Source organism: Paenibacillus sp. 01L418 (assembly GCF_056400045.1).
Window position 1 is genome coordinate 1 of sequence record NZ_JBFTSN010000129.1, and the last position, 14,867, is coordinate 14,867.

At 46.7% G+C, this 14,867-nt stretch carries 16 protein-coding genes; 9 read left to right on the forward strand and 7 right to left on the reverse strand.

Features of this window, described 5'->3' with window-relative positions:
- The 3 genes from AC1DSE_RS16710 to AC1DSE_RS16720 all read right to left on the reverse strand — a co-directional run.
- On the reverse strand, positions 1-114 hold a 114-nt coding region (locus tag AC1DSE_RS16710), incomplete at its 3' end, for a sugar phosphate nucleotidyltransferase (protein WP_477527927.1).
- Between the two features lie 198 nt (positions 115-312).
- A complete protein-coding gene (locus AC1DSE_RS16715; protein ID WP_477511285.1) occupies positions 313-2,058 on the reverse strand; it encodes an alpha-glycosidase in 1,746 nt (581 codons plus the stop codon).
- A 48-nt stretch (positions 2,059-2,106) separates the two neighbouring features.
- Entirely contained in the window at positions 2,107-2,913 is an 807-nt protein-coding gene (locus AC1DSE_RS16720) for an SDR family oxidoreductase (RefSeq protein ID WP_477511284.1), read from the reverse strand.
- Between the two features lie 328 nt (positions 2,914-3,241).
- Between AC1DSE_RS16720 and racE the strand changes: the two genes are divergently transcribed.
- From racE to AC1DSE_RS16760, 8 genes are all read left to right on the forward strand, one after another.
- Positions 3,242-4,051, forward strand: a complete 810-nt coding sequence (racE, locus tag AC1DSE_RS16725; RefSeq protein ID WP_477511283.1) for a glutamate racemase — start codon at positions 3,242-3,244, stop codon at positions 4,049-4,051.
- Between the two features lie 102 nt (positions 4,052-4,153).
- Positions 4,154-5,059 carry a M14 family metallopeptidase gene (locus AC1DSE_RS16730; protein WP_339203591.1) on the forward strand — a complete coding sequence of 302 codons (906 nt, stop codon included), beginning with the start codon at positions 4,154-4,156 and terminating at the stop codon, positions 5,057-5,059.
- A gap of 78 nt (positions 5,060-5,137) precedes the next feature.
- Positions 5,138-5,371: a hypothetical protein gene (locus tag AC1DSE_RS16735; RefSeq protein ID WP_076266789.1), complete on the forward strand. Its 234-nt coding sequence runs from the start codon at positions 5,138-5,140 to the stop codon at positions 5,369-5,371.
- A 45-nt stretch (positions 5,372-5,416) separates the two neighbouring features.
- The gene (locus AC1DSE_RS16740) at positions 5,417-5,719 is read left to right on the forward strand and encodes an iron-sulfur cluster assembly accessory protein (RefSeq protein WP_339203589.1); all 303 of its coding nucleotides are present in this window, start codon (positions 5,417-5,419) and stop codon (positions 5,717-5,719) included.
- A gap of 37 nt (positions 5,720-5,756) precedes the next feature.
- Positions 5,757-5,981: a YuzB family protein gene (locus AC1DSE_RS16745; protein ID WP_076266791.1), complete on the forward strand. Its 225-nt coding sequence runs from the start codon at positions 5,757-5,759 to the stop codon at positions 5,979-5,981.
- A gap of 110 nt (positions 5,982-6,091) precedes the next feature.
- Positions 6,092-6,706 (forward strand): DUF3990 domain-containing protein, encoded by a 615-nt coding sequence (locus AC1DSE_RS16750; RefSeq protein ID WP_477527924.1) that lies wholly within the window; start codon positions 6,092-6,094, stop codon positions 6,704-6,706.
- The gene (locus tag AC1DSE_RS16755; protein ID WP_076266793.1) at positions 6,669-6,968 is read left to right on the forward strand and encodes a hypothetical protein; all 300 of its coding nucleotides are present in this window, start codon (positions 6,669-6,671) and stop codon (positions 6,966-6,968) included. The genes AC1DSE_RS16750 and AC1DSE_RS16755 overlap by 38 nt, the downstream gene beginning before the upstream one ends.
- 86 nt (positions 6,969-7,054) lie before the next feature.
- Positions 7,055-8,497 carry a PDZ domain-containing protein gene (locus tag AC1DSE_RS16760; RefSeq protein WP_477511281.1) on the forward strand — a complete coding sequence of 481 codons (1,443 nt, stop codon included), beginning with the start codon at positions 7,055-7,057 and terminating at the stop codon, positions 8,495-8,497.
- A 122-nt stretch (positions 8,498-8,619) separates the two neighbouring features.
- Here the strand turns inward: AC1DSE_RS16760 and AC1DSE_RS16765 are convergent, their stop codons facing one another.
- Both AC1DSE_RS16765 and AC1DSE_RS16770 read right to left on the reverse strand, forming a co-directional pair.
- Positions 8,620-10,653, reverse strand: coding sequence for an LTA synthase family protein (locus AC1DSE_RS16765; RefSeq protein WP_477527925.1), 2,034 nt, complete (start codon positions 10,651-10,653; stop codon positions 8,620-8,622).
- 27 nt (positions 10,654-10,680) lie between these two features.
- Positions 10,681-11,823 (reverse strand): THUMP domain-containing class I SAM-dependent RNA methyltransferase, encoded by a 1,143-nt coding sequence (locus tag AC1DSE_RS16770; protein ID WP_076266796.1) that lies wholly within the window; start codon positions 11,821-11,823, stop codon positions 10,681-10,683.
- Positions 11,824-11,965: 142 nt separating this feature from the next.
- On the opposite strand from AC1DSE_RS16770, the gene AC1DSE_RS16775 reads away from it, so the two are divergent.
- Entirely contained in the window at positions 11,966-12,598 is a 633-nt protein-coding gene (locus tag AC1DSE_RS16775) for an O-methyltransferase (RefSeq protein WP_477511279.1), read from the forward strand.
- Positions 12,599-13,092: 494 nt separating this feature from the next.
- Here AC1DSE_RS16775 and AC1DSE_RS16780 read toward each other — a convergent pair whose 3' ends face one another.
- Both AC1DSE_RS16780 and AC1DSE_RS16785 read right to left on the reverse strand, forming a co-directional pair.
- A complete protein-coding gene (locus AC1DSE_RS16780; protein WP_477527928.1) occupies positions 13,093-14,019 on the reverse strand; it encodes an IS3 family transposase in 927 nt (308 codons plus the stop codon).
- Positions 13,994-14,332, reverse strand: coding sequence for a transposase (locus AC1DSE_RS16785; protein ID WP_477527926.1), 339 nt, complete (start codon positions 14,330-14,332; stop codon positions 13,994-13,996). Before AC1DSE_RS16785 ends, AC1DSE_RS16780 begins: the two co-directional genes overlap by 26 nt.
- Between the last annotated feature and the right edge of the window lie 535 nt (positions 14,333-14,867).

Sequence of the window (14,867 nt, forward strand, 5' to 3'; positions counted from 1 at the left end):
ATTGTTAAGTGGAAAATCAATCATTCGGAAGCGATCGCCAAAAGGTACGACAGGTTTGGCAAACTGACTTGTGAGCGGGGCTAGGCGCCGCCCTTCTCCACCGGCTAACAGCATAGCAATACATTCAGTATGGTTCTTCAATTCAATTTCCCCCCTGACCAGTAAGTGTAGTAGTGTTGGCTCTGTTTCTTATATGGAGTCATTAACCTTTCATGGTGACTTTGAAACCGATACGGAGAAAAAAAGGGGGAAATAGATAAGTGAAAAGGGCTCTTGCTCCGCCAGAAAGACGGTGCAAAAGCCCTCAAATGATTAGATATTTCTATACAAAATTCGGAAGTCATGCGGACTGAGCTCAAGCTGAAGCTGCTCTTCGAATGTGGTTACTTCTTCATTCGAGAGCGCATCTTTCCAGTCGTCCGCCTCCATTGGATGCGTAAGCTTAACGGTTTCTTCGGTATGGTTAATCCAGATGGTGAAATGTTGATTGGCGTTTAAGCGTTCATAAATGAAGGCGCCACGTTCGTTATCTGCAAATAAGAAGCGGAATCGTCCATCACGAAGGACGGTATGCTGCTTGCGTAGGGCAATGAGGAGCTGATAGAAATCAAACAGCTCGCGGTCCTGTTTGTCCGCATCCCATTCCATGCATTTGCGGCAGTCCGGATCATCGCCGCCATCCATTCCAATCTCGTCGCCATAATAGATGCAAGGGATACCCATAGAAGTCATCATGAATACAACGGCTTGCTTTAAACGCTGCTTGTCTCCATTTAAACGAGTTGACGCACGAGGTGTGTCATGACTGGATAGGAGGTTGAACATCGCCTCATTCGTTTGCTGAGGATATCGCATAAGTAAACGGTTGATTTGATCGGCGAAATCCGATGCTTTTCCTTCGGAGGAAGCAAAAAAATCCAAGATGTGCTGCGCAAATGGGTAATTCATCGAAGAGTCAAACTGATCGCCGTGCAGCCAGTTAAGAGCATTGCTCCATACCTCGCCGATAATAAAAGCATCCGGCTTTTCAGCCTTAACGGCATGACGGAAATCCCGCCAGAAAGCATGATCAATTTCGTTGGCAACATCGAGCCGCCATCCGTCGATATCTGCTTCCTTAATCCAGTGCACAGCAACATCAAGCAAAAATTGTTTTACTTCTGGGTTTGCGGTATTCAGCTTCGGCATATTGCCATAAAATCCAAACGTAGCATAATTTGCTGCACCGTCTTTGACCTCTACAGGGAAGCCATTCAGATGAAACCAATCCTTGTACTTCGAATTTTCTCCATTTGCCAGCACGTCTTGGAAAGGTGGAAACTGCTCGCTCGTATGATTAAAGACAGCATCCAAGACAACTCGGATATTTAGATCATGACAAGTGCTAACCAGCTTCTTAAGCTGCTCGGCATCTCCGAACTGCGGATCGATTTGCATATAATCGACCGTATCATATTTGTGATTTGACGGTGCTGTAAATAAAGGCGTCAAATAAATCGCCGTAACTCCGAGGTCCGTCAGATGCTTGAGATTATCCATTATGCCTTGCAGATCGCCGCCAAAGTGGCTTTCGCCGCTCGGCGCTTCACCCCAGGGCTGTATGTGGTCGGGGTCGTTGGCCGTATCGCCATTTGCGAAGCGGTCGGGCATAATTTGATAGAAAACAGCTTCCTTTGCCCATTCAGGCGCATCAAACAAATCGACCGTATGAATAAAAGGAATTTCAAAATATCCGCCAGCTGGGGTGGGCTGCTCCTCAAAGATGCCATTCTCGATGAGCCATAACGTTTCTTCGCCGCTGCGTACACGAAAGCCGTACGAAAAACGCCGAAACTCCGGCTTGATGGCAGCTTCCCAATAATCAAAGAGGGAATCGGCAGCTATTTTTTCCATCGGAACATCATGATGATGCTGATCCCAATCGTATTTATCTCCTGTTACCGCAACAGCCTCTTCAACGTCATTTCTTTTGGTGCGAAGTCTAAGATGGAAAGTATCACGATCGTATGCATATGCCCATTTCAGATCCGATGAATGATGTAAACATTCTTTAAACAATGGCGTTCGCCCCTTATCATATGGTCTTCTATCTATTCTTAATAATTGCTATCCGCGCAGCAAGGATTCTGCTCCGTCTATGTAAACAGTGGTACCTGAGACATGGTCCGAATCATCAGATGCGAGGAATAATGCAAGCTTGGCCACTTGAGCTGCGCTGCCAGGCCCATCTTCCAGCGGCTGGCTGCCATCTGGATATTCAACGGGAATCGACACACTCTCGAGCTCTGGCGTACGCTCTGTATTTTGCTCGATATTCGTCTCAATAGCTCCGGGGCAGATGGCATTCACGCGAATTTTGTACTGGGCAAGCTCCAAAGCAGCCATCTTGGCAAAAGCGACCTGTCCAGCCTTCGTGCTGCTGTAGGCGCTGAAACCGATATTCGAGAACACCCGATTACCATTTATGGAGCTGGTGATAATAATGCTTCCGCCTTTATCCTTTAACAATGGAATAGCGTGTTTTACAGTCAGGAATGTGCCGGTGAGATTAACTTGAAGCGTCGTATTCCAGTCTTCGATATCCATCAGTTCAATCGGTGTTAATACACCGTTAATACCTGCATTGGCAAATACAATGTCTAGGTGTCCATAATGCTCGCGTGCTTGTCGATAGGCGTCTGCAAGCTGAGCTTCATTGGAAATATCAGTTTCAATAGGCAGGCAGTCGACATTGTATTCTCGAACACTGCGGCATACCTGCTCCATGGCGGATTCTTTAACATCAAGCAGAACCAAATTGGCGCCTTCCTTCGCGAATTTCAAAGCTGCTGCCCTGCCAATACCAGAGCCTGCCCCGGTAATGAGAGCGACCTTTTCTTGTAAACGGCCGATCGGATATTTCACTTTTGTCATCTGAACGCCCTCCTTTTTGTTTTCAATCCAAATGCAATGCTCCACATTGTTTCTACACGTATGTACCCGATCCGAGATGATCTAAACCGAATGCAAAAGGCTGCACCCATTTATTCCTCTGCATTATTGCTGGATTAACCAAAAAAGGACTGTCAATGCTACGTAACGTAGTCATTGACGGTCCTTTGTCATTTACATTGAGCTTTCAATTTTAAATTTCAGACCGCTTGTCCGAAATGTCGATAAGATACTGGTACGTTTTTGTGCCTGTATTCATATGCTATTTTGTCTCTATTCATCACATTATGTTTAGGAAAGCGGTGTGTTTGTGCAGCAACCGATTGCAATACTGGACTCAGGCGTTGGCGGCCTCACCGTTGCCAAGGAAGTTATGCGCCAACTGCCGCGAGAAAAAATCCTTTACTTTGGAGACACGGCTCGAACGCCTTATGGACCGCGTTCTTCAGAAGAGATTGTTCGTTTTACGAGGGAAATCGTCGATTACTTAATTCAGTTTAATCCGAAAATGATTGTTATAGCATGTAACACAGCAACAGCGGCCGGACTTGAAGACATTCGCTCAAGAGTCGCGATCCCGGTTGTTGGCGTCATTGATCCTGGTGCAAGAGCAGCTATAGGCCTTACAGCTACGGGTTATGTTGGTGTCATCGGCACAGAGGGAACGATCAAAAGCGGTGCTTATGAGCAAGCTTTAAAGACGTTGTCGCCGAAGGTGCAAGTGATAAGCGAAGCGTGCCCGAGATTTGTGCCGCTAGTGGAAAAGGGGAATTTTCGTTCCTTTGAAACATACGAAACGGTGCAGAGCTCCATTGGGCATTTGCGGCTTTTTCCAATGGATACGTTAATACTTGGCTGCACGCATTATCCTTTTCTAGCAGAAACCATATCCGAGGTGATGGGCCAGAGCGTGAAGCTCATCAGCTCAGCGGACGAGACGACACGCGAGATCAGGAGTATTTTGGAAAACAATGACCAGCTTGCGAGCGAGGAGAGGGAACCGGTGCATCAATTTTTTTGCAGCGGAAATCCGCGGATGTTTCAATCCATTACTCAGCAGTGGCTTGGGAAGCAGATTGAACTGACGCCTGTAGTTTGGCAAATACCCAATATCATTTAAATGATAAGAAACTGAAGCCGGGCTTAAACATAGCAAGGCTTCTTTTTGTTGATTGCTACATAGGACAAGTAAGACCTTGCATAGCATGATAGGAGCAAATTTATGCAGCTGGGGGCGATGGTTATATACTCCTTACAAACGTATGGCTATCTTGATTTAGTGGAGGGTGTTCGGCAGCTATCAGGCAGATACTCGTTTTTATCGGCACATATTATTGGGGAGAGCGTAATGGGCAAGCCGTTATTGGCGCTCCGCTGCGGCAACGGCCCGCGTCAAATTCATATGAACGGCTCTTTTCATGCAAATGAATGGATTACCTCTGCACTGCTGATGCGCTTCGTTGCTGATTTGTCGGCAGCTTATTGCAGCGGGGAGCGAATGGGTGGACAGCAAGTGGCCGATTTGTGCAAAGACGTGACTTTATGGGCTGTCCCGATGGTAAACCCAGATGGTGTAGAGCTCGCACAATACGGAGCATTGCCGAGGCATCCTTATTATCAGCAGCTAATGGAGTGGAATGGCGGCTCCGATCAGTTCAGCAACTGGAAGGCCAACATTAGAGGTGTTGACTTAAATGATCAATTCCCTGCGTTTTGGGAAGAGGAGTGCAAGCGCAGAGGGGTAGAGGGACCTGGACCACGCGACTATCCAGGACCGTATCCGCTAAGTGAGCCGGAGGCGAATGCCATGGCTCAATTTACGAGTAGAATCGGTTTCGATGCGGTTCTTGCTCTTCATACGCAGGGGCGGGAAATCTATTGGAATTATCGTGATTATGAGCCTGCAAATGCAGAGCAGCTTGCCAAACGGCTCGCTCAGGCAAGTGGATATGAAGCGGTAAAGCTGACTGGCAGCGATGCGGGATATAAGGACTGGTTCATTCATCAGTTCCGCAGACCTGGCTTTACAGTGGAAGCGGGTTATGGCGAAAATCCGCTGCCGATGAGTAATTTTGATCAAATTTATGTGGAGCTGCAGCCGCTGCTGCTAGAGGCGCTTCGCCTTTAGCGGCCGCTGGCCTCTAGTAGTTAATTACGCCATGCTTATGCTATACTAATCGGAAAAGGTCAGCAAAGGTGGGATTTCATGCGTAAGTTGCTGTCGCTGCGCCATTGGCAGCGTACGTTTGTCCGTATTTTTCAGCTGCTTCGATCAAAGGATGTTTCACTGCTGGACAAGCTGATTTTTTCCGTGCCTGTTTTTCTTTACTGGGTTTTGCCGGACGTCATGCCGTTCATGCCGATTGACGACATCGCGGTTACGATGGTGCTTGCCGAATGGTTTGCCCGTAGAATGGAGAGCAAGTATAATATAAAATAATAACGATTGCCGAAAGGCCTAACGATAAGAGGAGCTGGATAATTTATGAACTGCAAAATTTCAAAAAATGCTGCTAAAGTTCTACAAGTAGAGCTGGACAAGCCTGAAAACGAAGGTAAAAAGCTGCGTATTTATGTCACTCATTCGCACGGCGACCATGCTCATTACGGTATGGGAATCGACGAGCCGACTGAGAAGGATATTGTTGTATCCACTGACAAAGGGATCGATGTTATTTTGGAGAAAGACAATGCTTTTCTGGACGGCGTTCGCATCGATTATTTCTATGTGCCTGAAGAAGGTTTTGCCGTTACGAATCCAACCAAGGGCAACCACGGTGATCACTAGCATTTTTCCGTATTCGGTTGAGACAGGACGATGAATAATGGCTAACGATATAATGGTTTGCGACAAATGCAAGCATACGAAGATCAAATCGATTTTGCCCAAGCTGCAGAAGCTGGCGCCGGACACAGAGGTTCGTGTAGGATGCAAGTCGTACTGCGGGCCATGTGCCCGCTATGCATTTATTTTTGTTAATGGACGGTACATTAAGGCGCCTTCAGAGGATGAGGTCATCGAGAAGATCATTCCTTACATCAAGAAATAAATAACAATATTAATATTATAGAACGACATACACGACAAGACCCTGCGACAGTTTGATTTCGTAGGGTCTTTGTATTTTCATACGAGGAGCCAAACGAAAGGAGTGCGAGCGTGGACATAACGACGCCTCAGCTTTTATATCATGGAACCACAAGCAACACTGTGCAATCATTTGGGCAGAAGCTGTTGAATTCACCCTATTGGCGGCCGGGGAAAGATTTTGGAGAAGGATTTTATACGACAATATCGGCTGAGCAAGCACGCAAATGGTCGCATAAGGCAGCAAAGGAGTCATGGGACGGCGGTCGTCCATGCGTGCTTGTCGTAGAACTGACCTCGGTACCGGAACAGGTCGAGCCTCTTTTGTTTTTATCCGATTCACCGGCATGGGCGTCCTTCATTCTTRCTCACCGCAAGGCAGCGGTCAAAGGTGCTGATCCCTGTGATGCACATCCAGATATCATCATCGGTCCTATGGCGGACAATGACACTGGAAAAATCGTACATAAAGCAGTACAATTAAAGAAAGATGAGCAATGGTTTTATGAGCAAATTACAGTGTCGCGCAAAGGCAGGAAGCTCGATTCGCTGCGGCTCGGCAATCAGGTCGTTTTTTGCTCCGAACGGTGGGAATCTCATTTGAAACTAGTCGGCTACCATATTTATACGGGAAGCAGGTGGATGTATCATGAAAGTGAAAACACAGGTCAGGTTAAGCTTATATGAACGCGGAATTGCTGAGGCTTTAGCTGCCGAATACGGCTATACCGCAGCGGATGCAAGAGAACTTGTCGTCGAATATATTCAGGTTATCCGCAAGCTTAGCGGGTATGACAATTGTGCCCAGTATGCTCAACTGCTCGATCGTGCACGTCGTATGAACCATTCCCCAGCGCAGTGGCTTGAACGTATCCAAAGCGTGGAGAAAGGCGAAATGAGAGACAGAGGCATTGATTCGGAACAGCGGCAATATTTGCAAATGAAATAGGACCCCGCGATGTGTATCGCCCGGGTCCTTTGTTTATCCTAAAAGAAATACATATGCTTCGTTTGAGAAAGCTTAGGGGGAAAAGAATGCTGAGGCCAGCACGTTATTACCTATTTGGACTAGTCCTAGCGCTTGTCTGTTTGGCTGCAGCAGAGCTCATTTGGCTGCCGGCCCCGCTGAAGACATCCGGCGGGATACAGTGGATAGAAATGATCGATTGGTTGTTCAATATATTAGCCCTTATACCGATTAGCTGGGCGGCTGGTGCCTTGCTCGGGGTTTGGCAGCAGCGGAAAAGAAAAGGCTGGACGCTTATTTTACAGCTAGTACGCATTATAATCGCTGGACTAGGCATAATCGGAGCAGGTTATGTGCTGTTTGCGCCAGAGATGCTGTTCCAGATGCTGCTGGTTATCGGCGCTGCTGCACCGCTAGTGTTTGTAGATATGCTTCTTACTGAAGCGTTAGAGCGGTCGCGAGCGGCGAGGGCATTGAATATAGGAGGGAATCGTTCGAACGCTCCCAAGAGGCTTCTAAGCCCTCTGTGGCTGCCAAAGCGCGGGGTGGTCACTCTAACGATTACGATAGTGCTTCTATTGGTTTTGCTCTGCCCTACCGGCTATCGCGTCACATACCCGGGGATGACGCTCAATATGAATCGTTATGCGCATGTAGAGAAGAGCGAAAACAGCGGAGGAACGGTAAACGGCATACTCGTATTCGAGAGGCCGGCCGTACCGGCTGATTGGTTGTATGCCAAGCTGCTTCCGATGTATAGCTTCGAGAAAATACCAGAAAATGAACCGCCGCTGACGGAATCGTACACACAAGTCGTTAATATGAAAACAGATGCGAATCGTGTTGCAGCAGCTGTTGCCATGCAGAAAGCAGGCGTTGGAGGCGGAATTAAGCCAGATGGCATTCGAATTGTTGCCATCGTAAAGGATAGTCCAGCCGAGCAGAAGCTGCAAGCTGGCGATATTATTGATGCGATGAATGGGCAAGCGGTTAAATCGATTGGCGAGATGACCGACTACATGGAGAAAGCGGTAAAGCCTGGCGAGTCCGTACAGATTACGCTAAGGAGAGCAGGGGTTCAGACACAAACGGAGGTTAAGACGAAGGCCTCAGCTGATTCGCCAGACCGAGCAGTGTTCGGCATTTCGGTGCAAACAGAGCTGCTTCTCGATATCCCGCTTAACATCGATTACAAACGCTTTATGGCGCATATTGGAGGTCCATCTCATGGAGCGATGCTGACGCTGGCTATTATTGATCAGCTGACACCAGGCGGCGTTACGTATGGCAATCAGGTGGCGGGTACAGGTACAATTGAAGCAGATGGCTCGATTGGATTAATTGGCGGCATCAAGCAAAAGGCTTATGCAATCAGCCGGACGGATGCGGATGTGTTTTTTGTGCCGGCAGAGCTGGAAGGAGACGCTCGCAGCGGAGCGCCTGATCTCAATATTGTGCCAGTGAACACGATTGACGATGTGCTGAATTGGCTGTCTGAGCATAAAAAGTAGCTAAATGTGAAGTAAATGATAAGAGTATAAAGGATATAAAAAAAGAACCTTGAAATCCGCTATTGAATGTGGATTTGAAGGTTCTTTTGTTTTGCTTTATCATAGCTATCCAAGCTGCAACGTTAACGACCAGCTGTCTCAAGCCCATTGCTGCTGCGAGCTTCTGTAGCGGTTTGCTCCTTGAAGTCAGCGATGAGATTGTTCATGACGATTTGATCCGACATGTTCAGCTCGGTGCGCGAGTCTTCAAAGGCACTTATGCAGCCGCTGACTGGTATGGATGCATTGTCTTGGATGTTCCAGCATGCTCCGTTCTCAGCGATGCCATCTGCTGAAGGCATAAAGTAGAGGGTACCATCAGTGAAGGCTCCGTTTCTTTGCACAACCTTCTTGCCAAGGAGAGGATTTTCCATAAGCAGAGGCATGCCAATTAAATATTGATCAGCCGTCGAGATGCCGAGCAGATGCATAATCGTAGGCGTTACATCCAGCTGACCGCCTACATTCGTATACGTTCCTGCATGCTCGTTCTTAGGCAAATGTATGAGCAGAGGTACCTGTTTCACAATCATTTGACGCTCTAAATCATTCAGCGGTTTGCCAAGGAAAGCCTCAAACAACGACCAGTCATTAATTGAGTTGTCGTGATCCCCGTACATGACGAGAATCGTATGATCCCAAAGCCCTTCTGCTTTCATTCGATCAACCAGCTCACCGAGCGCGGCGTCTACATAATGAATGGATTGCAAATAATCCCCCATTAATGTACCATCTAGCTCGCCAAGGTTAAGCTTTTGCTCCTCTTCCGGCATCGTGAACGGATAATGGCTGGAGAGTGTGATCAGAAAGGAGTAAAAGGGCTGTTTCTGATCGGCAATGACGTCAAAGGATTGTCGGAAGAAAGACTTGTCTCCGAGAGCCCAGCCGATTTTTTCATCTAGTTGAAAATGCTTTAAGCTGTAAAACTGATCATATTGCATGTTTTTGTACATCGTATTTCGGTTCCAAAAACCACCCTCATAAGAGTGGAAGACGGATGTCCCATAATCGTTTGCTTTCAAGGTGCTGGACATACAATCGAATTCGTTTGGTGCATATTGGATGAAAACCGAGCCGTTCGTGACGGGCTGCATGGAGCAGTTTGCCATGAAATCGGCATCCGAGGTTCTGCCTTGAGCGGTTTGTTGATAAAATTGACTGAAATAGGCGCTCTGCTCGATTAAATCGTTTAAATTCGGGGTAATTTCTTGACCGCCGATTGATTTGTTAACCATAAAGTTTTGGAAAGCTTCGAGCTGAAGCATAATGACATTGCTGTTTTTATATGCGCCAAATAAAGCATCCTGTTCAAACGTTTTCCGCTGGTCGYCGCGTTCTTGAATCCAGTTTTTTGCACCCGAATACTGCTCAGCGGTAACCGTCTCTGCATCCAGCCAGTGTTGTTTGACATACAGATACACATCATAGCCATGAAAACCAAGCGCACCCGTCATGTTGTAGATGGACAGATTCCACCAATTGCCGACCAAAATACCTTGTCCCCACGTACGCTTCGCTTCATTTACGTTTGTGAAAACAAGCGATGTTCCGATGCCAAAAATCACAGCGCTTAGAACGATGCGGACGATTGCCTTTTGCATGCCTGCAGGCTTGCGACGATACTCATTTGCTTGACGAAGATCGCTCCGCCCTCGCCATAATGCGTAGATCGCAAATGGAATGATAACAATCCAATCTAGGAACAAAATAAAATCCGTCGCTCGGAGAAGTGTGCCGATACTCTCGCCTAGGGAGTCCACTTGACTGAACTGAAGCAATACCGGAACGGAGATCAGATCTTGAAAGTAGCGATAATAAATAATATCGGCATACAAAACAAAGGATGCGATCAGGTTCAACACGATAAGTGCAACGATCCGTCCGCGTGCGGGCAGCCAAATGGTCCAGAAGCTGAACAATAAAATGGCTCCGAGCTCGATAAGGGCATCTTTATCGGTCATTTTCATTTTTGGTACGTCAAGAATGGCATTGAATAGATAAACCTTCGCCATCATCACAGCCACAAATAAAAGCAAGTCTACAGCCTTCAGCCGCTCGAGCCCTATCAGAATCTTGCTCATCAAGCGGCGTAAAGCTGAGTGGTTATTATATAACATCTATAAAATATCCTTCCTCTTTCGTTACTATCGATTTCCGCGAGGGGGAAGCGGGCCAAAAAATTGCAAGTAATTACACTCGATACGCCCATTAAACAGCTTCCGCTTCTTATCCGCAGGACGTCCGAAATAGTGCTCGATTGTCGTTGATGGGCTAATCGAGAAATACGACCAAGTTGGGTAATGGAGCGCAGTCAATCCGAACTGACGCAGCGCAGCCTCTGCTTGTACATCATCGCCGAGACGTTCGCCGTATGGCGGGTTCGTAATAATAACGCCGTAATCGCCTTCAAGCTTCACTTTGGCAACGGGCTGTACAGTAAGCTTGATTTCTTTGCCGAAACCCGCTTTCTTAATAGCAGCTTCTGCGATTTCAATCGCTCCTGGATCAATATCAGAACCTGCAATTTGAAGCGGAACATCATCTTTTACCAAATCAAATGCTTCATCGCGCGCTTCATCCCACAGCTCATTCGGAATAAGCGGCCAGCCTTCGCTGTTAAAGCTTCTGCGCAGTCCTGGTGCGATGTTCCAGCCAATCATTGCTGCTTCAATCAATATCGTACCGGAACCGCAAAATGGGTCATAAAGCGGCCGATCAGGACGCCAGCGGCTAAGCTGAACAAGAGCAGCGGCAAGCGTTTCCCTAATTGGAGCTTCGGTAGCTACTTTCCGGTATCCACGTTTATGCAAGCCATCGCCTGTAGTGTCCAGTGTCAGCATGGCACGGTCATTCATAAGCGTAACTTCTATTACATAACGTCCGCCGTTTTCGGGAAACCATTCGGTACCATAACGTGCAGACATTTTATCAACGACCGCTTTTTTTACGATACTTTGGCAGGCAGGTACACTTGTCAGCTGAGATTTTTGTGAGCGGCCATTTACAGGGAATTCACCGTCGTTCGGAATCCATGTCGGCCAATCAAGCGCTTTGGTGCCCTCAAACAATTCATCGAAGGTGGTAGCAGGGAATTCTCCCATTTTGATTAGAATTCTGCCTGCTGTGCGCAGCCAAAGATTGGTGCGGCAAATATCGATAGGACCGCCTGTGAAATTAACGCGTCCGTTCTCTACCTGAAGATCCGTATAACCTAGATCCTTCAATTCACGTGCAACAACCGCTTCAAGCCCCATTGGCGCAGTTGCGATCAATTGTAACTTTTCCATTTTACACTCTCTTTTCATTAATTCTTGGTGACCTTAGCTTCATATCTAAAGCATAAGCTTGTAACCCCGTGAACAAAAACATACAATCAAGTATAGGACAAACTAGCTTGTTTTTACAAATTGTAAAATTGGAGAGAGTAGAATGACGTTGCAAAATGAACAATATGTGGATTCGCTTTATGTGGCAGATGCTGATCTTGAGCGTACAAAAGCAGGTATAGCGGCTAATGGAATGCCGGATATATCAGTTGCTGATGGGTATGGCAGGTTGTTAACGATGCTTGTATCGCTGTCGAAAGCACAAAATATTATTGAAATTGGAGCACTAGGCGGCTATAGCGGCATTTGCTTGGCACGGGGCTTGCAAGAGGGCGGTAAATTAGTATCGCTTGAGCTGCTGCAAAACTATGCTGATCTAGCCAAGCTGCATATGGAAGCAGCTGGACTCGGAGATAAGGTAGAGTATATGGTTGGTGATGCGAAGCAAAGCCTTGCGGAGCTGAAGTCTGCTGACAGGAAGTTTGATTTCTTTTTTATCGATGCAGATAAAGAAGGATATCCCATCTATCTGGACTACGCGATTGCACTCGCTAATCCGGGAGCGATTATTGTAGGCGATAATATTTTACTGCGAGGAAGAACGATCGATCCAGCCAAGGAAGGTCCAGCGGTTCGTGCCGTGCGCTCTTTTAATGAGATCATCGCAACAGACGATCGTTTGCAGAGCACGATATTACCGGGCTACGATGGATTAGCGATAGCGATTGTGAAGTAATAGAGCAAGCCCTGACTCCCATCGGTATAATGCTGGAGGGGATCAGGGCATTTTTTTGATAGTTGGTGGGAGTTAGGTTTGTTGGAAATACTCGAAGTAGGTTTTAAGAGCATATGTGTGCTTATGGGGTAGGAGTAACGTTGAATTGTGAGCTGTAAGAACCTATGTGTTCTTACAGCTTCTATTTGGCGTGTTGGGAGTGCTCGGAGTAGGTTTTAAGCGCATATGTGTGCTTATGGGGTAGGAGTAACGTTGATTTTTGAGTTGTAAGAACCTATGTGTTCTTACAGTTTCTATCTGGCGTGTTGGGAGTGCCCAGAGATGGCTTTAAGCGCAAATATGTGCTTATCGGGTGAAAGTAGCGACGATTTGTCAGTTGTAAGAACCTATGTGTTCTTACAGCTTCTATCTGGCGTGTTGGAAATGCTCGAAGTAGGTTTTCGGGTTAACCCCCTAAATTTGGACACATGCGCACTCATTCTTATTCAATCGCATCATACTGCAATTTTTTGAGGCTTTAGTTTTTCAGAAAGTATCAACTGTAAATATTCGTAAGGTGACCAGTCCTGAAGACTTCCATGAATACGGACTTGGTTGTAATAACGGATAAAYCGATCTACTTCCTTGAATGCCTCTTCGTAGGTCTCAAAGCAATGACGTTGGTAACATTCTCGTTCCAAAATACTGTGAAACGATTCGATGTAGGCGTTCTTGTTGGGTGAACGGTTCGGAATACGTTCGTGCTCAAGCGGAGCTTGCTCACAATACGTATAGAARGCCTTGCTTATAAACTGCGGACCATTGTCGGTTCGGACAACCAATTTGTGTGCTTGCTCGTGGATGTTGCGCTTCAAAATCGCCTTTTGTACCACCGTTATTATGTCGTTCGTATTACAGGCTTTGCCTCGATGATACGAGATAATGGCACGGTCAAATACATCAATTATGCTTGCCAGATAGAAGTGTCGCCGCTGACCAGCTACATAGCCGTATTTAATATCCAGCTGCCATAGTTGATTAGGGCCGTCCACTACACGGTTATTGGCTATTCGTTTCGGTACGGGATTCGCTGCCTCTCGCTGAGGAGCAAGGATTTGAAGCTCTTTGCACAGTCGATAGATCTTCTTCTTATTAATGACGAGTTGGTATTTTCGACGTAATAAGACGGTAAGTTTACGGTAGCCGAATGCAGCATTAGGTCCTTTAATGAGAACACGAAGCCAGCCTTTAATGCGAGCATCCAAGACGACATTGCCACTTTTATCATAGGAATAGCCCGGAATTGGCCGCCCCTTTCCTTTAGGATGACATCGATCTGGATGTTGAAGGCGGTAGTAATACGTTGAACGAGGTAGGTCACAGATGCGCAATACCGTTCGGACGGGATAGCCTCGCTCAATCCATGTTAACGCTGTCTCCAGTCTGGGTGCTTTTTTTTACCAAATCTCTGAGAATGCTTAGTTCCAATTCTTTCTCTCCAAGCTGTTTTATTGCTTGATCATATTTAAGCTGCAAGGCTTCCAGCTTGGCTGCATCCTTTTTTAGTTTATCTTCATCGTCATGTCTTTTCGCCATAAGTTCCCCCACCTCATCCTGATATTGACGAACCCAGCAGCTGAGCGTCTTAGGAGACATACCATGTTTTCTGGCTACAACCTCCGTACGGTAACCAGCTAACACTTCTACAACAAGCTCCTTTTTCGCTTCAACCGGGCATCTAAATCGTCTTCTCACTGGTCATTCCCCCACCATAAATTTAGTGTAGCTGAAAGGAGTGGGTGTGTCCAAATGGATTAGGGGGCTATATAGGTTTTAAGAGCATATGTGTGCTTATGGGGTAGGAGTAACGTTGATTTGTGAGCTGTAAGAATCTATGAGTTCTTACAGCTTCTATCTAGCGTGTTGGGAGTGCTCGAAGTAGGCTGTAAGCGCATATGTGTGCTTATCGGGTAAAAGCAGCGTCAATTTGTGAGCTGTAAGAACCTATGTGTTCTTACAGTTTCTATCTGGCGTGTTGGGAGTAATCTTTAAGCGCATATGTGTGCTCATACGTAGATGTCGCATGTGTCGTATCGTTTGAACTCATTAAGAACCTATGTGCATGTACAACGAGGGTACAACATTAATCTAAAAAAGGGTCATGAAGGAATTTACATTCTCCTTCATGACCCTTTGMTGTCACCATGTAATCGATCAGCCGTCCTTGACCGGCTCTTTTGGCTGTGGCCGCTTGCGAAGCAGCGACTGCCATACCCATCCAGCGTTAATC